The 24,566-nt window shown below is 70.1% G+C and carries 21 protein-coding genes and 6 pseudogenes; 13 read left to right on the forward strand and 14 right to left on the reverse strand.

Annotation, left to right across the window (positions count from 1 at the left end):
• Window positions 1-276 precede the first annotated feature (276 nt).
• Both OHB56_RS05750 and OHB56_RS05755 read left to right on the forward strand, forming a co-directional pair.
• The gene (locus OHB56_RS05750; RefSeq protein WP_326751173.1) at window positions 277-426 is read left to right on the forward strand and encodes a hypothetical protein; all 150 of its coding nucleotides are present in this window, start codon (window positions 277-279) and stop codon (window positions 424-426) included.
• A gap of 25 nt (window positions 427-451) precedes the next feature.
• Complete coding sequence (locus OHB56_RS05755; RefSeq protein ID WP_326751174.1) at window positions 452-730, forward strand: integrase core domain-containing protein; 279 nt, start codon at window positions 452-454, stop codon at window positions 728-730.
• 82 nt (window positions 731-812) lie between these two features.
• On the opposite strand, the gene sufC is transcribed toward OHB56_RS05755, so the two are convergent.
• Window positions 813-1,577, reverse strand: a complete 765-nt coding sequence (gene sufC / locus OHB56_RS05760; protein WP_326751175.1) for a Fe-S cluster assembly ATPase SufC — start codon at window positions 1,575-1,577, stop codon at window positions 813-815.
• Between the two features lie 158 nt (window positions 1,578-1,735).
• Here sufC and OHB56_RS05765 point away from each other — a divergent pair.
• Window positions 1,736-2,161 (forward strand): annotated as a pseudogene (locus tag OHB56_RS05765) (inorganic diphosphatase).
• Window positions 2,162-2,390: 229 nt separating this feature from the next.
• Here OHB56_RS05765 and OHB56_RS05770 read toward each other — a convergent pair.
• Window positions 2,391-2,849 carry a DoxX family protein gene (locus OHB56_RS05770; RefSeq protein ID WP_406352000.1) on the reverse strand — a complete coding sequence of 153 codons (459 nt, stop codon included), beginning with the start codon at window positions 2,847-2,849 and terminating at the stop codon, window positions 2,391-2,393.
• 219 nt (window positions 2,850-3,068) lie between these two features.
• A complete protein-coding gene (locus OHB56_RS05775) occupies window positions 3,069-3,413 on the reverse strand; it encodes a hypothetical protein (protein ID WP_406352002.1) in 345 nt (114 codons plus the stop codon).
• Between the two features lie 757 nt (window positions 3,414-4,170).
• Here OHB56_RS05775 and OHB56_RS05780 point away from each other — a divergent pair.
• Window positions 4,171-4,623 (forward strand): VOC family protein, encoded by a 453-nt coding sequence (locus OHB56_RS05780; RefSeq protein ID WP_326751177.1) that lies wholly within the window; start codon window positions 4,171-4,173, stop codon window positions 4,621-4,623.
• Window positions 4,624-4,749: 126 nt separating this feature from the next.
• On the opposite strand, the gene OHB56_RS05785 is transcribed toward OHB56_RS05780, so the two are convergent.
• From OHB56_RS05785 to tpg, 3 genes and pseudogenes are all read right to left on the reverse strand, one after another.
• On the reverse strand, window positions 4,750-5,412 hold the full coding sequence (locus OHB56_RS05785; protein WP_326751178.1) for a class I SAM-dependent methyltransferase: 663 nt from the start codon (window positions 5,410-5,412) through the stop codon (window positions 4,750-4,752).
• A 245-nt stretch (window positions 5,413-5,657) separates the two neighbouring features.
• On the reverse strand, window positions 5,658-6,131 hold the full coding sequence (locus OHB56_RS05790; RefSeq protein WP_406352004.1) for a hypothetical protein: 474 nt from the start codon (window positions 6,129-6,131) through the stop codon (window positions 5,658-5,660).
• A gap of 157 nt (window positions 6,132-6,288) precedes the next feature.
• Window positions 6,289-6,832, reverse strand: a pseudogene (gene tpg / locus OHB56_RS05795) (telomere-protecting terminal protein Tpg).
• A 346-nt stretch (window positions 6,833-7,178) separates the two neighbouring features.
• Between tpg and OHB56_RS05800 the strand changes: the two are divergent.
• Window positions 7,179-7,745, forward strand: coding sequence for a dihydrofolate reductase family protein (locus tag OHB56_RS05800; RefSeq protein ID WP_326751180.1), 567 nt, complete (start codon window positions 7,179-7,181; stop codon window positions 7,743-7,745).
• 181 nt (window positions 7,746-7,926) lie between these two features.
• Here the strand turns inward: OHB56_RS05800 and OHB56_RS05805 are convergent.
• Window positions 7,927-8,163: pseudogene (locus OHB56_RS05805) on the reverse strand (DnaB-like helicase C-terminal domain-containing protein); the annotation flags it as partial.
• A 23-nt stretch (window positions 8,164-8,186) separates the two neighbouring features.
• Window positions 8,187-9,596, reverse strand: coding sequence for a hypothetical protein (locus OHB56_RS05810; protein WP_326751181.1), 1,410 nt, complete (start codon window positions 9,594-9,596; stop codon window positions 8,187-8,189).
• A gap of 549 nt (window positions 9,597-10,145) precedes the next feature.
• On the opposite strand from OHB56_RS05810, the gene dacB reads away from it, so the two are divergent.
• Complete coding sequence (gene dacB, locus OHB56_RS05815) at window positions 10,146-11,732, forward strand: D-alanyl-D-alanine carboxypeptidase/D-alanyl-D-alanine-endopeptidase (protein WP_326751182.1); 1,587 nt, start codon at window positions 10,146-10,148, stop codon at window positions 11,730-11,732.
• A gap of 58 nt (window positions 11,733-11,790) precedes the next feature.
• Here dacB and OHB56_RS05820 read toward each other — a convergent pair whose 3' ends face one another.
• Entirely contained in the window at window positions 11,791-11,952 is a 162-nt protein-coding gene (locus OHB56_RS05820; protein WP_406352007.1) for a hypothetical protein, read from the reverse strand.
• 261 nt (window positions 11,953-12,213) lie between these two features.
• Here OHB56_RS05820 and OHB56_RS05825 point away from each other — a divergent pair, with 261 nt between their 5' ends.
• Window positions 12,214-13,500 carry a bifunctional GNAT family N-acetyltransferase/ATP-binding protein gene (locus tag OHB56_RS05825; RefSeq protein WP_326751183.1) on the forward strand — a complete coding sequence of 429 codons (1,287 nt, stop codon included), beginning with the start codon at window positions 12,214-12,216 and terminating at the stop codon, window positions 13,498-13,500.
• A 318-nt stretch (window positions 13,501-13,818) separates the two neighbouring features.
• On the opposite strand, the gene OHB56_RS05830 is transcribed toward OHB56_RS05825, so the two are convergent.
• Window positions 13,819-14,847, reverse strand: coding sequence for a zinc-binding alcohol dehydrogenase family protein (locus OHB56_RS05830; RefSeq protein WP_326751184.1), 1,029 nt, complete (start codon window positions 14,845-14,847; stop codon window positions 13,819-13,821).
• A 173-nt stretch (window positions 14,848-15,020) separates the two neighbouring features.
• Here OHB56_RS05830 and OHB56_RS05835 point away from each other — a divergent pair.
• A pseudogene (locus OHB56_RS05835) lies at window positions 15,021-15,445 on the forward strand (IS6 family transposase); the annotation flags it as partial.
• A gap of 85 nt (window positions 15,446-15,530) precedes the next feature.
• Here OHB56_RS05835 and OHB56_RS05840 read toward each other — a convergent pair.
• A complete protein-coding gene (locus OHB56_RS05840; protein ID WP_406352010.1) occupies window positions 15,531-16,622 on the reverse strand; it encodes an integrase core domain-containing protein in 1,092 nt (363 codons plus the stop codon).
• 935 nt (window positions 16,623-17,557) lie between these two features.
• Window positions 17,558-17,722, reverse strand: a pseudogene (locus OHB56_RS05845) (pirin family protein); the annotation flags it as partial.
• Between the two features lie 1,076 nt (window positions 17,723-18,798).
• Here OHB56_RS05845 and dhaK point away from each other — a divergent pair.
• Genes dhaK through dhaM form a run of 3 tightly spaced genes read left to right on the forward strand, consistent with a single transcriptional unit; the run spans window position 18,799 to window position 20,872 of the window.
• On the forward strand, window positions 18,799-19,791 hold the full coding sequence (gene dhaK / locus OHB56_RS05850) for a dihydroxyacetone kinase subunit DhaK (RefSeq protein ID WP_326751285.1): 993 nt from the start codon (window positions 18,799-18,801) through the stop codon (window positions 19,789-19,791).
• Window positions 19,792-19,839: 48 nt separating this feature from the next.
• The gene (gene dhaL, locus OHB56_RS05855) at window positions 19,840-20,466 is read left to right on the forward strand and encodes a dihydroxyacetone kinase subunit DhaL (protein WP_406352012.1); all 627 of its coding nucleotides are present in this window, start codon (window positions 19,840-19,842) and stop codon (window positions 20,464-20,466) included.
• The gene (dhaM, locus tag OHB56_RS05860) at window positions 20,459-20,872 is read left to right on the forward strand and encodes a dihydroxyacetone kinase phosphoryl donor subunit DhaM (protein WP_326751287.1); all 414 of its coding nucleotides are present in this window, start codon (window positions 20,459-20,461) and stop codon (window positions 20,870-20,872) included. Before dhaL ends, dhaM begins: the two co-directional genes overlap by 8 nt.
• 117 nt (window positions 20,873-20,989) lie before the next feature.
• On the opposite strand, the gene OHB56_RS05865 is transcribed toward dhaM, so the two are convergent.
• Window positions 20,990-21,634, reverse strand: coding sequence for a glycoside hydrolase family 75 protein (locus OHB56_RS05865; RefSeq protein ID WP_406358940.1), 645 nt, complete (start codon window positions 21,632-21,634; stop codon window positions 20,990-20,992).
• A gap of 425 nt (window positions 21,635-22,059) precedes the next feature.
• Here OHB56_RS05865 and OHB56_RS05870 point away from each other — a divergent pair, with 425 nt between their 5' ends.
• Together OHB56_RS05870 and OHB56_RS05875 are read left to right on the forward strand one after the other, a co-directional pair.
• Entirely contained in the window at window positions 22,060-23,022 is a 963-nt protein-coding gene (locus tag OHB56_RS05870) for a fibronectin type III domain-containing protein (RefSeq protein WP_406352014.1), read from the forward strand.
• A gap of 222 nt (window positions 23,023-23,244) precedes the next feature.
• Window positions 23,245-23,790: a hypothetical protein gene (locus OHB56_RS05875; RefSeq protein WP_326751288.1), complete on the forward strand. Its 546-nt coding sequence runs from the start codon at window positions 23,245-23,247 to the stop codon at window positions 23,788-23,790.
• 225 nt (window positions 23,791-24,015) lie between these two features.
• Here OHB56_RS05875 and OHB56_RS05880 read toward each other — a convergent pair.
• A pseudogene (locus OHB56_RS05880) lies at window positions 24,016-24,546 on the reverse strand (PadR family transcriptional regulator); the annotation flags it as partial.
• Between the last annotated feature and the right edge of the window lie 20 nt (window positions 24,547-24,566).

Here is a 24,566-nt window from a genome sequence, read left to right on the forward strand (position 1 = left end):
CAACCGTGAGCTCCGCTGCCCTGGTTCGTGGGATGGGGCCGTTCTTCAAGCAGTGTGAGCATCCGCGGTCGCAGTAGTCGAGGTGTCCGCACCTGTACAAGGTCCGTTACCGGTCTGCGGTGGGGAGGCAGGTGGAGGAGGTCCGGGTTCGCAAACCAGGAGCGGGCGTTGCGCTTTTGACGGAGGTCTACAACGCGAGGAAAGCCGCGCCGTGCGGTCAGGCCGGGGTGGAACGGATCGCCAGGTACGGGGCGATGCGGTTCGAGGAGTACGCCCGTGAGTGGAAGGCCGGGCAGCGGGGCCGGGCCGGCGTCGGTGGCGCTTCTGGTCTCCCTGATGCCAATCCATCTGCTGCCGCTGCTGGGCAGCCAGCGGATGAACACCTTCGAAACCAGACGTCGGGACGGACCCCTGTGGGACTCGTAAAGTCATCGCTGCAGGGGGAGCCCGCGTGCACGACCCCTCGGCGGTGGCGATGAACGCCCATGCCGAGAGGTTCATCCGCAGCGTGCGGGCCGAGTGCACCGACCAGATGCTGCCCTACAACGAGCAACACGCACGGCATGTCCTCGCCGAGTACGCCGAGCATGACAACTCCGGAAGGCCGCACCGGGCCCTGCAGCTTCGCGCACCAGCCGACGACCCGGACGTCATCCCACTCCCAGCCCAGCGGATCCAGCGCCACGACGTCCTCAGCGGACTCGTCCATGAGTACCGCGACACACCCTGACGAAGATCATGACGCTCTGGCAAGCGCCCAGCTCAACGCATGTACGGACTTTTGGCATCCAACAGGCCGCCCCGCAGCCGACTCATTGGCTTGCGGCGCTCTTCACGTACGCCTCGTACCCCTCCTCCTCCAGCCGCTCAGCCAGTTCCGGGCCGCCGGAGTCGACGATCCGGCCGTCCGCGAAGACGTGTACGTGATCGGGGTGAACGTAGCGCAGAATGCGCGTGTAGTGGGTGATCAGCAGGGTGGCGACCGCGCCGGTGGCGCGGACGCGGTTGACGCCCTCGGAGACGACGCGTAGCGCGTCGATGTCCAGACCGGAATCGGTCTCGTCCAGAATGGCGATCTTCGGCTTCAGGAGTTCCAGCTGAAGGATCTCGTGGCGCTTCTTCTCGCCCCCAGAGAAGCCCTCGTTCACGTTCCGCTCGGCGAAGGACGGGTCGATCTGCAGCCGCTCCATCGCCGCCTGGGCCTCCTTCAGCCAGGTGCGCAGTCGCGGGGCCTCACCGCGCACGGCGGTGGCGGCCGACCGCAGGAAGTTGGACATGGAGACGCCGGGGACCTCGACCGGGTACTGCATGGCAAGGAACAGGCCGGCCCGCGCCCGCTCGTCGACCTTCATGGCGAGCAGGTCCTCTCCGTCCAGGAAAGCTGTGCCAGAGGTGACCTGGTATTTGGGATGCCCGGCGAGAGCGTAGGCGAGGGTGGTCTTGCCGGAGCCGTTGGGCCCCATGAGGGCGTGCGTCTCGCCCTGCCGCACGGTCAGGTCGACACCGCGGAGGATCTCCCTCGGACCGTGATCGGTCAGGACCTGGCAGTGCAGGTGGTCGATGACCAGCGTTGCCATGCCTTCTCACCCCTCTTCTTCCTTGTGGAAGCGGGACACGGCCGATCAGCAGGGCACTATGGACATGCACACCCAGCGTGCCGGTGATGGGGCTCACCGCAAACCGCGGCAGTATGCCGCTGACGGCCCCGGTCCCATGGCGTGACCAGGAGGAGGCAGTGGAACTCGACGTGATCGTGGAGATCCACGAGGGATCCCGCAACGAATGCGAGAGGGACCACGAACTGCACCGCATCCGGCTGGACCGCATGCTGTTCACCTCGACCGAGTACCCGGCCGACCACGGCTTCATCGAGGGAACACTCAAGCGCGACGGGACCCGCTCGACGCACTTGTCATGGTCGGCGAGCCGACGTTTCCCGGATGCCTGATCGAATGCCGGGCTGTCGGCATGTTCTGTATGAAGGACGAGCGCGGCCCGGACGAGAAGCTCCTCTGCATGCCCGCCCACGACCCACGCTACTCCCACGTCCAGGACACAAGGGACGTCCCCGCCTTCGACGAGTTGGAGATCACCTACTTCTTCGAGACCCATAGGACCTCGCGCCCGGCAAGAGCGCCAAGGATCGCACTGGGCGGGCTAGCGGCCCAGTAGCGGCTTCCCGGGGCTTGCGGAGGTGCTCGCCCCAGGCAGCTGCCCCCTGGAAGAGGAGGTTCAGTCCTGTGCCCGCGCCTCGGCTCTCGGTGCTGCCTTCCAGCCCGGCAGCAGGAGAGTCGCACCCTCCCTCGCGTGGCGCCCGCTCAGGCGCGACGGTGCCCTCCCCCGAGGGGTGAGGACCGGGGGAGGACGCCGCGGGGTGGGCCGGTGGAACGTCAGGCGGCGACCGGGGTCCGTTCGGCCGTGCGCTGTTCCGCGGGCCGCGTGCCGTTGCGGCGGGTGAACAGCCGGTCCAGGCCGAAGGCGCCGGAGCCGGTGAACACCAGCAGGAACATGGCCCAGCAGTACATGGCCGCGCCCTCGCCGCTGTTCTGGAGCGGCCACAGGGCCTCCGGCTGGTGCACGCTGAAGTAGGCGTAGGCCATGGCGCCCGACGATATGAACGCGGCGGCCCGGGTGCCCAGTCCGAGCAGGACCAGGCCGCCGCCGACGAGCTCGATCACGGCCGCGTACCAGTGGGGCCAGGCCCCGGGCTCGGCGGTGCCGCCGCTGCCGCCCGCGCCACCGAGCACACCGAACAGTGCGGCGGCGCCGTGGCAGGCGAAGAGCAGGCCGACGACGGTGCGGAAGAGGCCGAGGGCGTACGGCTGGGCGCTGTTGAGGCGTCCGGACATGTGGGGGGTCTCCTTCGGTAGACCGGTCCGGAAGGGACCGGGCCGGGGGCGGCAACCGAGTCGAAACCCCGCACTGATGCACCCAGTTCATGCATGGCAAATACACCATTTGGTTTGGGGGCGACGCGGAGATGAAGGGTCAACCGCTTGCCGTCGCGGGTGGATACGGCTCGACATCCGCCCTCGCACTCAAGGGTGTAGCCAAATGCACACCCAGAGTCACAGTTTGCGGCCGGGTGTGACCTCGCGCGAGCCGAGTCGCCAAGCTGTCCGCGTCACCCGCTCGGTTCGGTCTCCGCCGCCGTCCTCGGCCGGACCCCCTGCCCCGTATCCGGCCGCCCCGCGGCCGTCCCCGATGCCGGACGCTCCGCCACGCGCGCGTGCTCCAGTCAGCGGGTGCGGCAACGCCACCAGGAACGCCCGATCGCTCGCATCGAACCATGGCCCGCTCCGGCCCGGCCGCCGCTCGAGCACCGTGATCTGATGACGCAGCGCCAGAATCTCCACGTCCTTGTCCCGGTCGCTCATCGGTAGCAGGCGCAGCATGGCGAACGCGTTGGTCACTCTCGGGTAAACCAGTCACAACAGCACGATCGATCATGTTGCCGCGACCATCGACGGCCGCGGCAGAGCGCCGATTCGAGCGACGGCCCTCAGGATCCGGTACTCCCCCACACACCGGCTCCCAGCAGGACGGATGAGGATTTCGGCGCGGGCAGTGTCGGCGTGCGGTGCAGTCCCACGTGACAGCGACGAACCTGCGGTGCCGGGCGAGCAGGGTGGAGGGGGGTGACCGGGAAGACCTCGCGCCGGTGTCACCGGGGTATCAGCACGGACAGGGCGGCGCACCGGAACCGATCGCCGGCTCGGAGCGGACCGGACCGGCGACCTGACGGCGCAGGACCGCGTTCTCGTGTTGCGGCACGAGCAGCTCAGCGTCCTTGGTGGTGTCGCGGCGTGGCAGCACCGACGGGACGGACAGCAGCCCTCCGGGCCACCTTGTACAGCAGGGATACAGTCACGCGGACATGCTCCCGGGGCCGAACCGCACCACTCCCACCTGCGCCGATGGCTTTTCGAGCGGGACAAGGGGCAGCTTCGTCGCCGATCCCGGTACTGCCGTGTCCGGCGGCGACTACGTCGACGTGCGCTGACCAGTGCCCGTGTCGGCGGCCCCGTCCGGGCCGCCGACACGGGCACTGGTCAGCGGAGGGCCTGGGGGCCAGCACAGCCAACTCTCCTCCCGGCCGTGTTCAGTCGTGCCCACGGACATCCGTCCACCACTATGGAGGGAAAGATCTGATTTACCTGGAGGCCTTGCATGCACCGTGATGGTTTTCCTGCCCCGGATTCCGGGCTCCTCCTCACTCACTTTCTGACGGTGGCCGACGTAGCCCGATCTCGCGCCTTCTACACCGACGTTCTCGGCGGTGAGGTGGTGCTCGAGGAGAACCCTTGCACCATCAAGCTCGGCAACGGATGGATCATCATGAACCCGGGCGGCGGCCCCACCCCGGACAAGCCAGACGTCACCCTGCGCCCGCCCACCGACCCGAGCACGGTCAGCAGCTTCCTCAACCTCCGCGTCGCCGACATCGAGACATGCCACCGAGAGTGGAGTGCGAAGGGCGCCGAATTCCTCACGCCACCCATCGATCGCACGGCCGAGCTGCGGTGCTACTTGCGCGACCCGGACGGCTATCTCATCGAAGTCGGGCAGGCCACCGGCATGCTGCACGGCGTCTACGCCGACCCGCCCGCCGGTACCAGCTAGTGCCGCATCAGACACGTTCACCCCGTTGACGACCTTGCGTAACGGGTGTCGGCACCGTGGCGATTCCGCACCGTCGGGACCGCATCCTCGCTGCGCGGTTCAGGATGCAGCCGCCCTTGTGGACTGTCAGCCGGGGTTGCCCGGCGGTTCCGCGGTACCGACGATGAAACTGCCGCCCACGGTCCGGACATCGGCTGACCACTCCAGCGCGGCGAGCTTTTCCGTGAGCTCTCCGGCGTCGTGGAAGACCTTCACGACGCGATACGGGCTGTCGTCGTCGAGTCGGCGCTGCACCGCAGGGATGGGCTGTCTGGACGAGAACTTCCTCGCGGGCGGCCTCTGCGGGGCCATCGGCGACGAAGATCGCTTTGCCGTGCGGTGCCAGCGCGGCGGCGATGGTGTTCCAGAAGTCCGGTAAGCGGGACGGCGGAATGTGGGAGAGCCAGAAGGCGAAGAACACGGTGTCGTAGCGGCGCGGCGGCCGCCAGGTGAACAGATCGGCCTGAATGAACTGGACGTTGGGGAAGCGATCCGCGCACGCGCGATACCCAGTGTCTCGTCCGACACGTCGACGGCGGTCACAGAGCGCGCCCGAGCGGCGAGCGCCCCGGTCCACTGGCCCGTTCCGCAGGCCAACTCCAGCACGTCCCCGGCGATCGGGAGGTCGTCCGCCGCAGCCAGCAACTCCCGCAGTTCCTCGCGCTCGGCATAGGGCCGGTCGTATCCGCCCGCGTGGGCCCGGTAGTAGGCGATCTGCTCCGTTAAAAGGGCATCCTCATCGCTGTCCATGGCCGCGGCCCTACCGATCGTGTCACCCTCCCGTCCCGCCCAGTGCGGCACCGGCGACAACCCGCAGGGCACGCTCCCGCGGCGTGGACCTCCCCTCGCCGCACCCTGCCTCCTGCGGCGGACAAGGCGCGGCCGCCCGGTGCCCCGGGGGGCGGACTGCCCCGGCCCGGCCGGACGCGCCCCGCGAGCCCGCGCGTGTTCCTCGAGCGCCCGGCCCGGGGCTGCGGCAGATACGCGCCGGGCGGTCAGCGGCTCTGGCCCGGGCCCCGGCGGCGGGTGCGCTGCGGGGCGCGGCGGCCTCGCCGTGCGGGCGCGGTCCGGCTCTCGACCTCGGCGGGGCCGGTGGCAGGTGCGGAGAAGTCGCCCGGAATGCCGGGCCGGGCAGCCGGTATCTGCACCGGGGCCTGGGCGGCAGTGGGCTGGGCGGCTCGGCGCCGGGGCTGAGCGGCGCGGGCGAGGACAGTGGCGTTCGCAAGCAGCGGGGCGCAGGCCTCGCACACCTCTTCGACGCTCCAGACGCGGCCGACGGTGGGATCGTGGCGCAAGATAAGCAGCACGGCGCCCGCGCAGTGCGTTGTGGCATCCGGGTGGGCGGCGCAGCGCTGGGAGCCGCAGTGACACCAGGCGCGGGGGCGGACGGTGGCGACCCTGGCGTGGGCAGCGGCGTGCCGGGCGACGAACGCGCGCAGCGCCGCGAGGCCCTTGGAGCGGGGCGGCATCCGGCAGGCGGAGGTGCTGCAGGAGACGGTGGCGGAGCGGTCGCTGTGTCCGGTGATCCGGACGGTTCAGGCCCGCCCGGGGACGCGCTCGGTGGAGGTTTCGCTGTAGGCGGTCGTCACGGCCCTCCGTTCTGGCTGCTCGAGGGGTGTCGGTCCACTATGGGCTACCCGCCCGCCGCTCGTGCAGCGGTTTTCCTGCCAGGGGCGGCGCGTGTTCCAGGCAGTGGGCCCGCGAAAGGGGTCGGTGTCCCCTCCGGATGACCGGCTCCGGACAGCAGGGGCAGGCGGTCAGCAGGTGCTGCTCACTGGCGCCGGTCTCCTGCGCGTCGAACAGGCGGGCCGCGTACTGCGGGGGCAGGGCGAGGGTGAGGTGGCGGATGCGGGCGTCGTCGGTGGTGCCGGGCGCGGCGGTGAAGCCGAACCGGGCCCGGGTGTCGACGACCAGGCCGGTGGCAGCCTGGCGCCGGGCGCGCTCGCGGACGCGGGGCTGCCAGCGGGCGCGGACCGCGTCCTGAAGACGTTGGGCGAGGTCGGCGCGGGGCCGGCGGATCTGTCCTTCACATACCGCTCCACGGTGCACTGCGAGACGCTAGCGCGTCGGCCACGGCGCGGGTGCCCTTGAGCTGCTTGACCAGATAACACATCTGCGCGCCGGCTGACGTGGGGATGGGCCGGGTGAACGCCTGCTGTGCGGCGTTCATCCGGCCGGGCCGGGGAAGTTGTCCGGCGCCGGGCGGAACGGGCCGCACAGCGGCGCCCAGGACGGTCAGGGGGCGGGTGTAGGGTCTCGCCGCTCGTGACATATCGATCTTGCGTGACCTGGGCGTTCTTGGCTGCCTCACGGCCTTGTCACCCATGATCAGTCTCAAATCCGTGGCATTTCCTCGCGAGGGCGAGGTCGAGATCAGGCGGCTTGCCCGAGTCGGCCGAGTACACCACGCTGAGCCCCGAGCACGAGGACTACCAGCGAGCCCAGATCGCGCACCGATGAGTTTCCCGCGCCGCGCCGGTCTATACGCCGGACACCCACGGACGGAAGGCTGGGCCATGCGGAAACTGATCTACGGCATGAACCTGACCCTGGACGGCTACATCGCCGCGGCCGGCGACGACATCGGCTGGAGCGGACCGCCGAGCCACGAGCTGTTCCAGTGGTGGCTCGACCACGAGCAGGCGAGTGGCCTGTCGCTGTACGGGCGCAAGCTATGGGAGACGATGAGCTCCTACTGGCCGACCGGCGACCAGCAGCCCAACGCCACCCCGGCGGAGATCGAGTTCGCGCGGAACTGGCGGGACACGCCGAAGGTGGTGTTCTCCTCGACGATCGACAAGGTCGACTGGAACACCCGCCTGGTCACCGGCGACGCGATCGCCGAGATCACCCGGCTCAAGGCCGAGGACGGCGGCCCAATGAACATCGGCGGCGCAACGCTCGCCGGGGCGGCCATGCGTGCCGGGCTGATCGACGAGTACGTGATCGCCGCCCATCCGGCCCTGGTGGGCGGCGGCACGCCGTTCTTCACCGCGCTGGACAGCTGGGTGAACCTGAACCTGGTGGAGACGCGAACGTTTCCCGGCGGCGTGGTCCTGACCAGGTACGAGAGGAGGCGCTGAGCAGCTTCCCGCTGTCTCACGGCTTGGATGGGTGTTTCCTCTCACCGTCGTGGCATTTCCTCAGCCGGGATCGTCTGGGCGGCTTGACCTGCCAGTCTCAGATTCGTGTCAGATATGTCATCGCTTGGCCATCGCTCGTGAGATTTGGCCACGAAATCTGAAACCCTACAGCGGGTTCTTCGGCGGCGGACATGTCGCGCAGGCGGCTGTAGTGGAACTGGTGGGCCACCGTGACCGTGGCGGTGGGCCCGTTGCGGTGCTTGGCCACGATCAGGTCGGTCCCCCCGGCCCGCCCGGACTCGGGCTCGTAGTAGTCCTCGCGGTGCAGCAGGAGGATCGCATCCGCGTCCTGCTCCAGCGCGCCGGAATCCCACCCATCAGCCGCAGCACACAGCGGGCCCGCCCGGAAGGGCGGGCCCGCTGTGCCAGAACAGCTGACGATCAGGGCTTGCCCACCGGGTTCAGCACGATCTCCCCGGAGTCGTTCGCCGGGTTGCCCTCGTTCGGCATCGTGTACACGAAGAACGCCCGGCCGGTGGCGTTCTTGATCACCTCGTCGACGCGGAGGTCGAAGGTGAAGGTGCGGGAGGCGTCTTCCAGGATCGGCGTGTCGAGGAAGCAGAGGTAGTCGCCCTCGGTGCCCTCCCAGCCCGGGCGGCAGTCCTCAGGGACCGCGGTGACCGTGGTGCCCGGGGGGAGGTCGACCCAGAAGGGGATCGGTTCGCCGCCGGAGCGGAGCACGGCCAGCCAGGCGGGTCCGTGGTTGGCGAAGCCGATGTCCACCGACACCGTGCTGCCCTTGCGGGCCCGCAGCCGCTCACCGGTCAGATCGAGGTCGAAGGTGTTCGCGGTCGGGAAGTCCATCTCCGCGTAGCGGGTGTAATCGGCCGGGTCCGCGTCCGGCACACGGGCCAGCTCCAGCGCCGGCCCGTCACCCGCCTGGTAGTCGCCTTCGGTCAGCAGCTCCCGCGCCTGCTCGGCGGGCACCGCGCTGAAGCTGTAGGACATCGTGTCGTAGAGCGCGAAACCGGCCGTCTCGATCGGGAAGGGCGCGCTCAGCCCGTATGACGCCTCACCGGTGAACTCACTGTCGAAGATGCAGAGCGCCGTGGAGCGTCCGAGCACATCGTCGGGGTCACGCGGCTCGTACCAGCAGTTGCTGAAGGTGCTGGGGAAGGACAGGCCCCGGCTGCCGGAGATCCGCAGCACGATGCCATCGCCGCCCAGCCCGCCGACGTTGCGGAAGCCCAGCGGCGCCTGGAAGGTGTCACCGGCCTGGAAGCCCTCGGGCTCGGTCAGCTGCTTCATCAGCAGCTCCGGGCCGCCCACCAGCACGTCCACTGTGTGCCCGGTGAAGGCCAGGTCCTCGCCCGCGGCCGTGATCCGGATGGCGCCGAAGTCGCCTGCGGCGCTCTCGTCGGTTACATCGAGACGGATGCCGCCGAGGTCGTTGTAGTCCTGACCCGCGTAGATCTCGTAGTCGCTGCAGGTGGCGACGAGCCCGTCGACGGAGCACCCCTGCCACCCGCCGAGCTGGGAGAAGTCCACCGCAGCAACGCCGGCCAGGGAGCTCGCGTCCACGGTGACCGTGTACTCGCCGGTGTGGATCGGCCAGATGACGCCGTCCTCGTCCGGTACCGGCTCGCCGGGCGCCCGGAGCCCCAGCTCGATCTGCGGCTCACCCGGCCCACCGGCCTCCGGGTGCAGCGAGAGGTTCACGCTGTCGGGGCCAGTGATCGAGACCGGCAGCGGTTCCTCCTGGGCATGGGCAGGACCGGCCAGCGCCGTGCCGACCAGTGCGGCCAGCACAAACGCGGAGATGGTACGCCGCACGACGGCGAGAGAAGTCATGGGACCTTCCGTAATTCGGACATCATGCGCACCGGATCGGTGACGCATACACATGACTCGCGAACTTCCCGGAAGGTTGCTCTGAAACGCGATGGTGCCACCCCGGCAAGGGGTGGCCCCGCCCATCACAATCGACGGCGTTGTCACGTGGTTGAGGGTGTGGGCGCCTGACGGTGGGTCGGGTGTGGTGGGGCCGGATTCCGGCCCCGTGCTCAGGCCGCGGCAGGCAGACCGGCGACGCCGTAGCCTGAGCCGTTGTCACCGCCGAAGCCGAAACGCGCCGAACCGGCTCACACCCTCGAGCACTCACTCAACCTGACAACGCCAGACCGAACGCTCCGAAGGTGGCCCGCCCTCCACCGCCATGCAGCAACTGGGCATAACGCTGCCCCTGTGAGAGCAAGCCGCTGGACGCGCCACAGGCCGGAAGCGAGGTGCGTGGCGAGGTGGTGGTGATCGGTCGTGCCGGGCACCTGCGCAGCGGTGGCGGGGTGCGGATCGGCGCGGGGGTCTGTTGCCATCGGCCGGGATCCGGGATGCTCCTGCGGCATGAGTAGACCCGTGAGACGCACCACCCGTATGCGCCACTGGATCTGGCCCGTCGTCGCCGCCGTGGTCGCGGCGACGTTCAGCTGGAGCTCGCCCGCGGGGGCGGACGGTGACCGGACCGGGCTGCCGGAGGCCATCGACACGATCCTCGGCGACGCCCGCATGGACGGCGGTGCCGCGAGCGTCGTCGTCGCCGACGCGAAGACCGGCGCGGTCCTTTATCAGCATCTGCCGAGCGGGCGGCTCATGCCCGCCTCCAACACCAAGTTACTCACCTCGGCCGCGGCCATGGCGCTGCTCGGCCCCGACCACCGCTTCACCACCGACGTCCTGTCGACCGGTGCCCGGCACGGCTCCGTACTCGACGGCGACCTGTATCTGCGCGGCACCGGCGATCCGACCCTGCTCGCCGAGGACTACGACCGGCTCGCCGCCGCGCTCGCCGACTCGGGGGTGCGGCGCGTCACCGGGCGCCTGGTCGCCGACGACACCCGCTTCGACGACCAACGGCTCGGCCGCTCCTGGGCCTCCGACGACGAATCCTCGTACTACTCGGCGCAGACCTCCGCGCTGAGCGTCGCCCCCGACACCGACTACGACACCGGCACGGTCATCGTGCATGCGGCGCCGGGGGCCAAGCCCGGCGACCGGCCGCGCACCACCGTCACCCCGGCCAATCACTACGTCCACCTCGACGTGCGCGCGACCACCGTCGACCGGGGCGGCCCGAGCGACCTCACCGTCGAGCGGCAGCACGGCGCCAACACCGTCACCGTCAGCGGCACCCTGCCTGTTGGCGGCGCCACCGCCAAGGAGTGGGTCAGCGTCTGGGAGCCCACCGGCTACGCCGCGGACGTCTTCCGCGACGCGCTGGCCGCGCACGGCGTGCGCGTCACCGGGGCGACCCGGCTCGGCGAGGCGACTCCGAAGGGCGCGCACAGGCTCGCCACGCACGAGTCCATGCCCCTCAAGGAGCTGCTGATCCCGTTCCTGAAGCTGTCCAACAACATGCACGCCGAGGCGCTGACCAAGGCGATCGGATACGAGACCTCCGGGCGCGGCACCTGGGATGCCGGCCTCGCCGGCATCAGCGGCTACCTGAAGCGCGTCGGCGTCGACCCGGGCAAGCTGCGCCAGGTCGACGGTTCCGGGCTGTCCCGGATGGACAGCGTCCCCGCGGACCAGCTCGCCAAGCTGCTCCTGTCGGTGCGCACCGAGCCCTGGTACGCCGACTGGTACCGGGCCCTCCCGGTGGCCTGTGACCCGAACCGCTTCGTCGGCGGTACGTTGCGCTCGCGTCTGTGCGGCACGCCGGCCACGCTCAACGCGCGTGGCAAGACGGGGTCGTTGACGGGCGCGTCGGCCCTGTCGGGATACGTCACCGACGCGGGCGGACGCGAACTCGTCTACAGCGTCGTCCTCAACAACTATCTCGCCGGCTCGGTCAAGAGCATCGAGGACGCCATCGTGGTCACCCTCGCCTCGTCCGACGAGAACCGGGCGATGACGGTGCGGCCGAAGGCCCTCCGGAGCACGGAGAGCAACGGGGACCTGGAGTGCTCGTGGCGCAAGCCGGCGCAGTGCTGAGGCACCCCTGGGCGCTCACGCGGGCCGCCGGGCAGTCCGCGCCGAACAGGGCCAGGGCTCAGCGCGCGCCGCGCCGGATCGCGTAGAGCGGCAGTGCGCAAGCGGCAGCGGTGACCGGGGCGAGGCACCCGGCAGCAGGGCCCGCGTGCTCCACCAGCCGACCGCCGCCCGCCACGCCGCAGGCGATGCCCCCGAGGAGGCCGGTCACGGCGAGGGTCATGTCCCGGTTCAATGGAGGAGGACGACCAGGAGCACGTGCTCACCGTCTGGGAATAGGGACGGGGGCGTAGGGGCGGAGCCGAACGGCGGCGAGCCCACAGGACCAACATCACGCTGAGCTACATGTCACTTGGTTCCCTGTACGTTAACGGCACCCTTGTTCGACGCGCGCCCGGGAGGCGCACATGGGGAGAATGAAGCAAGGGCCCGTGGCGGGGCACTCCCTGAGCTGGGGAGCGGTGGTGGCCCCCTCTCGAAGGTGATGACGATGCCGGTGTGGCGATTTCGGGACTTCCACGACGATGATCTGGACCGCGCCATCCAGGTCTGGGACCAGAATCAGCAGGTGGACGAGGCTCCCGCCGTTTTCCCGGTATCGGAGGTCGTGGCCGCAGCCAGGGCCGCAGGACCGGCCGTGGTGGCGGTGGTCGGCGACGAGCTGGTGGGCGTCGGCGTGGCGCAGGTCTCCGGCGAGAGGGGCTGGATCATCCTGGTGGCCCTGGCCGGGACGTGGCGCAGCCGCGGCATCGGGAGCTTCTTGATCGCCGAGCTTGAGCGGCGCTTGCGGTCCCAGGGAGTCCGCCGGATCGGCGCGCTCCTGGCCCCAGGGGCGACGGGAGCCGTTGCCTTGGAAAGTTCAGGCTACCGGTCCCGGAGCGGGCTCGTCTTCTACGAGAAGGTCGAGCAGCTCGGCGCGAGCGATGCCGGCCTCCTGGCGGAACTGGGGGGAAGGATGCTTCCCGGGGATCTGTGGGACAGCCTTGCGGGAATGGAAGAGGTGAAGGAAGCCATCGAGCGGCGGATCGTGCTGCCGCTGGCCCGGCCCGCGCTGGCCGAGCGGTATGGAGTGAGGCCGCCGAAGGCGGTCATCCTCTTCGGGCCGCCGGGCACCGGAAAGACCAGCTTCGCCCGAGCGGTTGCCTCGCGGTTGGGGTGGCCCTTCGTGGAACTCTTCCCGTCCCGGCTTGCGTCGTTCCGGGAGGGAGGACTGGCGGCCTCGCTGCGGGAGGCGTTCACCGAGCTGGCCGAGCTGGAGACGGTGGTTCTCTTCATCGACGAGGTCGAGGAGATCGCTTCTGCCCGGTCCGGTACGGCTGTCGACCCCAGTCATGGAGTCACCAACGAACTGCTCAAGCTGATCCCCGGCTTCCGCGACCACGACGACCGCCTCTTGATCTGCGCCACGAACTCCGTCCGCTTCCTCGACCCTGCGTTCCTTCGGCCCGGCCGCTTCGACTACGTCATCCCGGTCGGCCCGCCCGATCCGCAGGCCCGTTCGGCGGTCTGGCGGCGCTACCTCGGGACCGCCGCCGCCCATGTCGATCTCCGCCGTCTGGTGGAGGCAAGCGCAATGTTCACGCCGGCCGATATCGAGTTCGCTGCTCGCAAGGGCGCCCAGACCGCCTTCGAACGCGAAGTCGCCCAGGGGAAAGGCGCACCGGCCGGCACGGAGGACTACCTGCAGGCCATCGCACAGACCCGTCCCACACTCACCGACCAGGCACTGACGGACTTCGCCGAGGACACCGAGGAGTACGTACGCATGTGACTCTGCTCGTTATCCCGCGAGTTCGCCGTGGTCCTTGGTTCTTCGGCATGGGGCCTGACCAAGCACCTCGTCGCCTTCGGCCTGTGCGTCTGCGCAGGGCTCATGACGGTTCTTCAGAAATCCCGAGGGTCCGTCATGATCTATACGGATCCCTCGCTTCCGTCTGCCGGGCTGACCTGCAGCAACGAGAGATGAAAGCCAGGAGGAACCCGCAGGATGTCGCATAACACACACCGCTCGCGGCGGAACTTCTTCAACCACTCCGTCACCCGCTACCGCGACCTCTCGGGGCACGTCCAAGGAGTGCGTCGCGGCGGGTCATCCGGGCACGAGCACGGCGGCGCCGCTGACCCGGTCGGCGGCCAGGTCCCTCAGAGCCTGGTCGGCACGGCTCAACGGATACGGGCTGACGGTGACCCGCATACCGATCCGCGCGGCCGTGTCCAGGAAGTCGCGGCCGTCCTGCCGGGTGTTGGAGGTGACGCTGCGCAGATTCCGCTCTTCGAAGAGGTGACGGCGGTAATTGAGCACGGGGATGTCGGTGAGATGGATGCCCGCCACGGCGAGCGTTCCCGAACGGTCCAGTGCCTCCAGTGCCACGGGCACCAGATCCCCTACCGGTGCGAACAGGATCGCCGAATCCAGTGGTTCGGGCGGGCGGTCGTAGGCGCCGCCCACGGAGGAGGCGCCCAGGTCGAGGGCGAGTTCACGGGCCCGTGCCGAACGGGTCAGCACGTGCACGGTTGCTCCTTCAGCCAGGGCGACCTGCGCCGCCAGATGGGCCGAGGCCCCGAAGCCGTAGATCCCGAGCCGGCCGTTGGGGGGCAGGGCGCTGCGGCGCAGAGCCCGGTAGCCGATGATCCCGGCACACAGCAGCGGTGCCAGCAGCACGGCGTCCTGGCCGTCCGGGAGCGCGTGGGCGTAGTCCGCCGGAACGAGGGTGACATCGGCGAAACCGCCGTCCGCGTCCCAGCCGGTGTAGAGGGAGGCCGGGCAGAGGTTCTCGCGACCGGCCCGGCAGTAGCGGCATCGGCCGCAGGTGCTGCGCAGCCACGCCCCACCGGCTCGGTCGCCGACCCGGAACCCCGTGACGGACTCGCCGACGGCGGCCACGCGGCCGACGATCTCATGACCGGGAACGGTCGATGCCCGGTGCGGGCGCAGGTCGCCTTCGGCAAGGTGCAGGTCCGTGCGGCAGACGCCGCACGCCTCGACCCTCAGCAACAGCTCACCAGGCCCCGGCGAGGGCACGGTACGCCGCACGGACACCAGTGGGCCGTCCGCGATCGGACCAGGACTCTCGACAGCCCACCCGGTCAGCATGTTCGAAGCCGACGCGCGCACCATGCTCCCAGCCTGGCGCCGGCCGGCAGGTCCGGCAAACGCTCGCCGCAGAACGGCAGGCCGCAACCGCACGCCGCTTGGTGCGGCAACGGCCCTCGGCCGTTAGGGCGGCACTGTCACGTTGACTGACCGGGTGGAATGATCTTCTGGTTGGTCACGCCGGGAGGGGTTCGTTCGTGTCGTCCGTGCCGCCGTCGTACAGGGGGCACCGGTACCCGGCGGAGATCATCTCCCACTGCGTGTGGCGGTACTTCCGCCTCCCGTTCGGCTTCCGCGAGGTCGAGGAGCTGCTGCTCGCCCGCGGCGTGATCGTGTCTTACGGGAGCGTCCGGCGGTGGTGTCTGAAGTTCGGGCAGGCCTACGCCGGCTCGCTGCGCCGCCGGCGGCCTCGGCCCGGGGACACGTGGCACCTGGACGAGGTGTTCGTCAGGATCAACGGGGAGCCGACGTACCGGTGGCGGGCCGTCGACGCCGGCGGCACCGTCCTGGACATCCTTGTGCAGAACCGGCGGAACAAGGCCGCGGCCCGGCGGTCTTCCGCCGCCTGCTGAAGAGGACCGGTGCGGTGCCGCGGGTGGTCATCACCGACAAGCTGCGTTCCTAGGGCGTGGCCCGCCGGGAGCTGATGCGCTCGGTCGAGCACCGCTCACACAAGGTGCGAGTGCCGATTATTACGTCCTCGCAGGTCAAGCGACATGTGTGTACTCGTGGAGGATGCCGTCGAGTCGGTCTCGTCGGCGGATGTCGAGGTGGTCGAGCCGGGTGGGGTCGGTGATGGGTTCGGGGGCCGGCCGAAGCGGCGCTGCGCTGTGCAGGGCGCGGTGCGGCCTGTGCTCGTTGTAGAACGACTCGAACTCGCCGAGCGCGTGGAGCAAGTGGGGCAGGTTCCAGATCAAGGTGCGGTCGAGGAGCTCGTGCCGACAGGTTTGCACCCAGCGTTCCATGATCGAGTTCATGCGGGGAACGCGGATACCGGTGGTGACCATCTCGAAGCCCTCGGCCTCGAAGACGGCGTCGAATGCGCGGGTGTACTTGCTGTCGCGGTCCCGGAGCAGGCGCGTGACGGTGGCCCCTGCGTCCTGAAGATCCATCACGAGATTCCGGGCGGCCTGGGTGACCCGGGCCGCAGTGGGATAGGCCGTCGCACCAAGGATGCGGATGCGGCGGTCGGTGTGCTCGATGACGGCGAAGACGTACGCAGTCGCGCCGCTCAGAGTGGTGGCGGTGAAGAAGTCGCAGGCCAGGATCGCGTGAGCCTGGCCGCGCAGGAAGGCAGCCCAGGTCTGGCGGTCGCGCTCGGGTGCGGGCTGGATCCCATGCGTGCGCAGAATCTCCCACACGGTCGAGGGCGCGACCTTGATGCCCAGCACGGCGAGCTCGCCGTGGATCCGTCTGTAGCCCCACCCGCCGTTCTCCCGGGCCAGGCGCAGGACGAGAGCCTGGATAGAGCGACGGGTGGGCGGTCTGCCGGGACGCTTACGTCGGGAGACATCGGCGTGGCGACGGCGCATGAGGTCGCGGTGCCCCCGGAGGATCGTCGCAGGGGAGACGATCAGGTGGAGCTGCCGCAACCGGGCGCGAGGCAACCGGTGGAGGAGTGCGGCAAGGAGAGCACGGTCCGCCTGGGGGGCCCGGGGCCTGCCGGTCTGCCGCTGCAGGACCGCCAGTTGGTGGCGCAGTGTCAATATCTCGATGTCCTTGTCGACATCGTTCATCGACAGCAGCCGGATGAAGGCGAACACGCTCGACACTGCGAGGTAGGGCAGTCGCAGGAGCACGATTGGTCAGCCTGACACACCCGTCCTGCGGCCAACGGAGGTTCACGAGAACCTGCACGGCGCAGGCCATGGACGGGGTTTTCGGCACCCGCAGAGCCGACGGGGGTCCTCACCTGTCACGAGCGATCACGGGTGGATCACCAACCCCACGGACGCACTCACGTCACAAGGCTCTGACCTGGACTTACGCGCTCACCCTGGATCAGCTGGACGCCCGTGGACGGTTTCTACGACATGTGCCATGTGGTACCGGCACGCGCGGAGGCGCCTCTCATTGAGCGCCATCCTTCCCGCCGCACCACAGGGCCCCAAGCACGCGAAGGTGTCTCGCCGTCCCCCATCGGTTGTAGCTGGGCCCGGATTTCTCGCCCTCACCGGCGGATGCGAGAAGCCAAGATCCGGACCATTGACGGGCCAACGAAGCCGCATCAGGAGCAACTTACGGCATCGACACAGGCCAGAGACATGCAAGCGCCGTGCCACCAGCAGACGAAGAACCTGCTGGGAGCACTCCGCCACGACACGCCCTCCCAGGAGCAGGGCCAAGAGCGCTCACCCCTACGACCACTCCCGCCTTGTCGAATTCCCACAAACCGACAGGCCGAGTACCGAGTTCCCGCACCGGAGTGTGACTCAGCCACCCGCCGGGTCAGCATCCGTGCGGTGGTCACCCAAGCGGCGATGACCACTACACCGCCGCGAAGGTACGACACGGTCCTCCACCGATACCTGATGACTCGTCAGTAGAGTTAGCAAAGGGTTAGCAAGAGTCCTGCCACAGCTCCCCACAGACGGACACACCGTGGAATCGCCTGGCCCCACGCATGGGGCCTACAGCACGTCCAGCCGCCCTCCCGCACGCGTTGGAAGGACGGGAGACAACGCCCAACGGCGAGTCACCCACCCGTCACCACTCAATCAGCCGTTTCCGCAGGTCAACGCACCCTTCCCCGCGGCTTCAGCGGCGTCGCCGGCAGCTCGGGAGCCGGCAGCGGGTCCCCGTCGTACCCCTTCACCTCGCCGAACCGCGTGCCCTCCATCCAGTCCCGGCGGGCCTGTCCGATCTCCTCCTGGATGCGGCCGATCCAGTTCCAGAACAACTGGATCATGTTCGAGGCGTGATCTCCGCGCATCCAGGAATGATCCCGATGACATGCCCCCCAGTGCTGCCGTCGTTCGCGTGGTCCCCTCGCATGCGGGGTGACTCCTCACATCTGTATCACCGGCCCCAGGTACGGAGTTGACCAAGAAGACGCAACCCTGCCGACAGTGGAAGCAGCACTTTGTCGAGGAGCTCGTCCTCACTGCACCCGTCGAGGTACGCGGCAAGGCCGGCACGGCAATACACCTCTGCAACAGTGAAGGGCGCGGTGCGGGTGTGCCGCCAGAGCCGGGGCGGTCTTCGTCCCGAGGTGGCGGAGACAGCAGTGCCCATCGGCAGCGTAGAACGCTTCGAAACCTTCCCGGACGAGTGCTTGATTGGGCCGGCGTAGCGCGGTCGGCCGGTTCGGCCCCTTGGTAAGGGCGTCGGCGGGACTCATCCGGTGGTCGATGAGCCTGCGGAAGGACTCCGAGGGCCGAGCAGGACCGCCGTGCGGCTCGGCCTGCATCGTTTCAAGAACGTCGGCCACCCGACGGTGCCGGGGCGAGCCGTCGTGTACCCGGTCCGTGCCGAGCCCAGCGAAGAACTCGGTGATGCACATTCCAGACCGGCAAAGGAAGCACTTCGGTTCCGATGAGCTGCCGGGCTCCTCGGAGCCGAGGTTTCCGCACACCGGGTCACCAAGAGACTCGGGCGTTCTCTTCCTGAATTTCACGGCCAGGGCCTCTCCCCGGCACCGCCGCGTCGGCCGCGCAGGCCCCACCCTCATTGCGGCCCGCCGCACGGCTCAGGCGGCGGGCCGCCCCACCTCCCGGGCACACCTGAGCGCCCGCGTACGTGACCTTCGCTCCCGCAAGGTCAATACTTCAGACAAGAGGACTTCAGCCGGCTCGCATCCAAGCACCCAGCAGACCTGACGGCCCGTCACCAAAGTCAGTATTAAGTCAGCATCAGTACCGCCACAGCCCGCTTCCGGCCGCTACGGACCGCCGGGATCGAGAACTTCCCCTACCTGCTCTGACCAGCAAAAACCCAGGTCGAAGATCCACCTGCCAAGCTCCCCAGGAGGTACCCGTGAAGATGTTGATCAATGTGCCGGAGACCGTGGTCGCTGATGCGTTGCGAGGGATGGCGGCGGCGCATCCCGAGCTCGCGGTGGACGTGGAGAACCGAGTGATCGTCCGGCGGGACGCTCCCGTGGCCGGGAAAGTGGGCCTGGTCTCCGGCGGGGGTTCCGGGCACGAGCCGCTGCACGGCGGCTTCGTGGGGCCCGGGATGCTCTCGGCGGCCTGTCCCGGAGAGGTGTTCACCTCTCCGGTGCCCGACCAGATGGTGCGGGCGGCGGCTGCCGTGGACAGTGGGGCCGGAGTGCTGTTCGTCGTGAAGAACTACACCGGTGACGTGCTCAACTTCGACATGGCCGCCGAGCTGGCCGAGGACGAGGGCATCCAGGTCGCGAAGGTGCTGGTCGACGACGATGTCGCGGTGACCGACAGTCTCTACACCGCGGGCCGGCGCGGCACCGGTGCGACGCTGTTCGTGGAGAAGATCGCGGGCGCGGCGGCCGAGGAGGGACAGCCGCTGGCGCAGGTGGAGGCTCTCGCCCGGCAGGTCAATGAGAACTCCCGCAGTTTCGGTGTGGCCCTGACCGCCGTCACCACGCCCGCCAAGGGCAGCCCGACCTTCGATCTGCCGGCGGGCGAGCTGGAGCTGGGTATCGGCATCCACGGCGAGCCGGGCCGGGAGCGGCGGCCGATGATGACCTCGGGTGAGATCGCCGAGGCCGCCGTGGGCGCGATCCTGGACGACATCACCCCGCGCAATCCGGTCCTGGTCCTGGTCAACGGTATGGGCTCGACCCCGCTGCTGGAGCTGTACGGCTTCAACGCCGAGGTGCAGCGGGTGCTCGGCGAACGGGGTGTCCCCGTCGCCCGGGTACTCGTCGGCAACTACGTGACGTCGCTCGACATGGCGGGCGCCTCCGTCACCCTGTGCCAGATCGACGAGGAGACCCTGCGGCTGTGGGACGCGCCGGTGAGGACCCCGGGACTGCGCTGGGGCATGTGAGGGGCACCGGGGAGGTTGGTCACAGTGTCCAGTACACAAGGAGTTCCAGTGCTCGATGCCGTCTTCTTCCGCCGTTGGATGGCGGTCACCTCCGCCACCGTCGACCGTGAGGCGGAGCGGCTCACCGCTCTCGACTCGCCCATCGGGGACGCCGACCACGGCACCAACCTCCAGCGCGGGTTCAGCGCGGTGCGGGCCGCGCTGGACGAGGAGCCGCCCGCCACGCCCGGCGCGGTGCTGACCCGGTCCGGGCGGCTGCTGATCTCGACGGTGGGCGGCGCCTCCGGGCCCCTGTACGGGACGCTGCTCCGCCGCACCGGCAAGGCGCTCGGTGACGCACCCGAGGTGAGCAGGGAGCAGTTGGCCGAGGCACTGCGCACCGGGGTGGACGCGGTGCGGCAGCTCGGGGGCGCGGCGCCGGGCGACAAGACGATGATCGACGCGCTGGTGCCCGCGGTGGACGCGCTCGGCGACTCCTTCGCCGCGGCGCGGGCCGCCGCCGAGGAGGGCGCGGTGGCCACGACACCGTTGCGGGCCCGCAAGGGCCGGGCCAGTTATCTGGGCGAACGGAGCATCGGACACCAGGATCCCGGAGCCACCTCGGCGGCCCTGCTGATCGCAGGTCTGGCCGATGCCTCCGATGCCTACGAGGCCGGGGAGGCGTCCGATGGGTGACGACGGGAAGCTGGTGGGCATCGTCCTGGTGTCGCACAGCGCTCAGGTGGCGGCGTCGGTGGCCGAACTGGCGAAAGGGCTGGCGGGCACCGGCAGTGCGGTGCCCGTGGCCCCGGCGGGCGGCACGGAGGACGGAGGTCTAGGTACGAGCGCCGAACTCATCGCCGCCGCGTCCGCGTCCGTCGACCGCGGCGCCGGGGTCGCCGTCCTGACCGACCTCGGCAGCGCGGTGCTCACCGTGAAGGCGCTGCTCGCCGAGGGCGACGAACTCCCGGAGCACACCCGGCTGGTGGACGCGCCGTTCGTGGAGGGTGCGGTCGCCGCGGTGGTCACGGCGTCCACGGGGGCGGACCTCGCGGCTGTGGAGGCCGCGGCGGCGGAGGCGTACACGTACCGGAAGGTCTGACGAGCACGGTCGAGGCGGGGAGTGACGGGCGGGCACTTTCACCGCCCGTCGCTCCCCGCCTCGGCCTATCCGTCCGGCGGGCTCCGGTTTCGGGCCCGCCGGGGGTGGTGGTTCGGCTCAGCCGCCGTCCACGAACTGCTGGGCCAGTCTCTCTCCCGCCGCCACCGCGGCCATCCGGTCCTCGATGGGGGTCACCCGGCTGTTCTTGAACACGATGTAGGTGACCCCGGAGGGCGTGCCGCCGCTTCGGGGGTCGGGATTGATGCCGAGCGCTTCGGCCGCCGCGTAGGACGCCTCACCGATGACGTCCGCGGGGCCGGTGTCGCCGACGACCGCGTACTGCACCTGGTCGCCGTACACGACGGCCACCACCGAGCCTCCCTGGACGCCGTGCGCCCGGTAGTCCCAGAGCGCGCTCGGCACCGGCACCACCACGTAGGGCAGGGTCTCGGAGTTCAGCGGAAGGCCGTCGGACTGCGCGAACGCCGTGGAGGCGGAGAAGTACGGGTCGGTGGCGAGGTTGCAGCGGATTCCGGGCTGTCCGTCGCAGTCGATGTCCATGTCGGCCTTCCAGAACACGACCTCGTCGGTGCCGCACACGGGGATGGTGGCGGCGGCGCCCTGGTCGCTCCGGTAATTGCCCTGGGAGACGGGGGTGCAGTCACGCACCTGGGCCAGCAGGTCGGCGGCGCTGACGGAGCCACCCTCTCGTACGGCCGGTGGTTCCGTGCCGGCCTGCGGGGAGGCGGTGCTGTGGAGCATCGTGGGGGCGAGCACGGCGACGCCGGCCACGGCCAGTGCCAGCGACTGGACAGGGGTCACGGTGTGGGGCCTCTCGTGGGGGACACTGACGGGCACTCGGCTCCCATCTCATCCCGGACTCATGGCGTGGCCGCCGCAACAGGGCCGTACGGTGCACGTTCGGCTGCCCGGCAATGGGCCGGGTGACTGAGTCGGCGCCGGTGCCGGTGCCCGTACGCGGCCCGAGCCGGCCGAGTCGCCGCACCGCCCTCTTGATGTGATCGCGTCATCCGCGTCACCATGGGGGCGAGATTGGTCCGGACCATTTCCGTGCGTCGTCAGGAGGCAGAGTCGTGCGAGGCGTTGCTGTCGCCGTTGCCGTGCTCTCACGCCGTCCCCTCGCGTTGCGTGGTGGTGCGCTCCGCTCACCGCTCCTGCTCTGCGGCGTGCTCACGCTTGTGCTTCTCCTGGTCGTCTCCTGCGGTGGCGGCGGATCCGGGGCCGGGAACGGGGACGGCGGGCAGCCGCCCGGGGCTCCGGTGGGTGTCACGGCCGAGGCCGGCAGCGCCACGAGTGTGCATGTCATGTGGAACACCGTCGCTGCCGCGAGCGCCCGGGTGAGCCGATACGAGGTGTACCGGGGCACCGCAAAGGTCAAGGAAGTACCCGGTTCCGAGCACATGGTGGATGTCATCAGGCTTCGGCCCTCCACCACGTATGCCTTCACCGTGCGGGCGCGGGACGCGGAAGGGCGGCTCGGGCCCCGCAGCCGGGAGGTGCGGGCGACGACACCGGCGGCCACGGCGGCCGACCGGTCCGCACCCAGCCGCCCCTCGGACCTCCGCGGCAGAGCGGTCGGCGACAGGGCCGTCCAGCTGAGCTGGTCCGCCTCGACGGACGACCGGGGCGTCCTGTCGTACGACGTCCACCAGGGAGAAACGAAGGTCCACAGCGTCGGCGGGAGTCAGACCGCCACCGTGGTGACGGGGCTGCGACCGGGCACCCGCTACTCCTTCACGGTCCGGGCGCGGGACGCGGCCGACAACCTGTCTCCCCCCGGTGCTCCCCTCCGCCTGACCACACCGGGCCGCGGCGCCGCCCCCGCCGCGGCACCCACCGGCTTCCGCGCCTCGAGCCACCGGTCCGAGGGGGCGTACCACATCGACCTCAGCTGGGTGCCACCGCGCGTGGACGGGGTGATCACGGAGTACCAGGTACATCTGGACGGCCGCCCGGCCACCTCCGTCGTCTACGGCGGGGAGGCACCGCGCGACCGGGCGACGTACAGCTTCTACGCGGGACGGGAGGCGGGGGTCAGCCATCGGGTACGGATCCGGGCCAGGCTGCCGGACGGGACCTGGGGCGGCTTCTCCACGGAGCGCACGGTGACGACGGGCCCGGGGCGCTGAGCGCGACCGGGCCCCACCGGGCAGGCAGGGCGAGCCGGGCCGGACCGGTGCCGCTCGACGGGCGGGTTCGCCGGGCGACGGCCGTCGTCACCTGCCCGGCGGCGGCCGGAATGCGCCGCGGGCCGGGTGCGCATTGGCTGGGCGCGTGGCAGCACGGGCGCTCCCCGACCCTCGGCGGCGCAAGGGATGTACCGCCGGCCGTGCCGCCGGAAGGCAGTTCACATGCGCTACTCGAAGCCTCTGACCCGCTCCGGTCTGACCGTCGCAGCCGCCGCCGCGCTGCCTCTGGCGCTGGCCGGCCCGGCCGCCTCCGGTCCCGGCATCTCCGTGAGCACGACCGGTTCGACCGTCTCCGTCACGACCGCCGCGTGCGCCCAGCTCAACGGCAGCTGGGGCACCGCGTCCCTGCTCGCCGGCGACCAGTCGAATTTCTCCCAGGGCCGCCAGGTGGCCCTCTCGGGAACCGGTTCGGAGCAGTCCGCCGCCTGGTCGGACGTCGACTCGGGCACCCACACGGTGATCGTGATGTGCTCGAACGGGACCACCGCGGGCACCCAGTCCGTCATCGTCTCCCCCGCGGACCCTCCCGCCCCCGACCCGTCGGCCACCGCCTCGCCCTCGCCGCCCCTCGGGGTGATGGGTGGCATCGGCGGCAGCTCCGCGGACTACGGGACGGTGACGCTGGTGGCGGGCGGCACGCTCTTCGGTACCGGTCTCGTCGCCACGGCCTGGTACCTGCGCCGGCGCAACAAACCGAACCGGCTCTGAGACGGCGCCGGTCGCCACCACGTCCGACGCGCTCCGGTCGGGCGGCCGGCGTCACTCCTCTCCGGAGCCCGAACCGTCCGATTCCGCGCGCCCGGAGTCGGACGGTTCCGCGTGGGCGGGGATCCCCGGGGGGTCGGCTCGTTCCCCGTCCGGCAGTCCTGCGTTCTCCCCGCGCTCCGCGTTCTCCGTGCTCTGCGCGCTTTCCGCGTTCTCCGTGAACTCCGCGATCTGTGCGAACTCCGCGAGCGCGTGTCCGAGCCACCCGGTCCAGAAGGTCTCCAGGTCGATACCGGCCCGGAGCACCAGGTGCCGGAGCCGGTCGTCCGGGGCGTCCCTGCCGGGCGGGAAGTCCCGCCGTTCGATCTCCTGGTACTCCGCCAACTGCCTTTCGTGCAGCTCAAGATGGCGCCGCAGATCGGCTTCGAGACCTCCGGCGCCGACCACCGCCGCCGCCCTCAGCCGCAACAGCAGCGCGTCGCGCATCGGCTTGGGGTCCTGCGCCGTGGAGGTCCAGCGGGCCAGTTCGGCGCGGCCCGCGGGCAGGACCTCGTAGGCCTTCTTCTGCCCACGGGCGGGCTGTTCGGCGGCCAGCGCCCGGATCAGGCCCTCGGCCTCCAGTTTCCCCAGCTCGCGGTAGATCTGCTGATGCGTCGCGGACCAGAAGTATCCGATCGACTTGTCGAAGCGGCGGGTCAGCTCCAGCCCCGACGACGGCTTCTCGAGCAGGGCGGTGAGGATCGCGTGCGGGAGTGACATGGACCCCATCCTAGGGACGG

Origin of the sequence: Streptomyces sp. NBC_01635 (assembly GCF_045209715.1) — a bacterium.
Taxonomy (GTDB): domain Bacteria; phylum Actinomycetota; class Actinomycetes; order Streptomycetales; family Streptomycetaceae; genus Streptomyces; species Streptomyces hirsutus.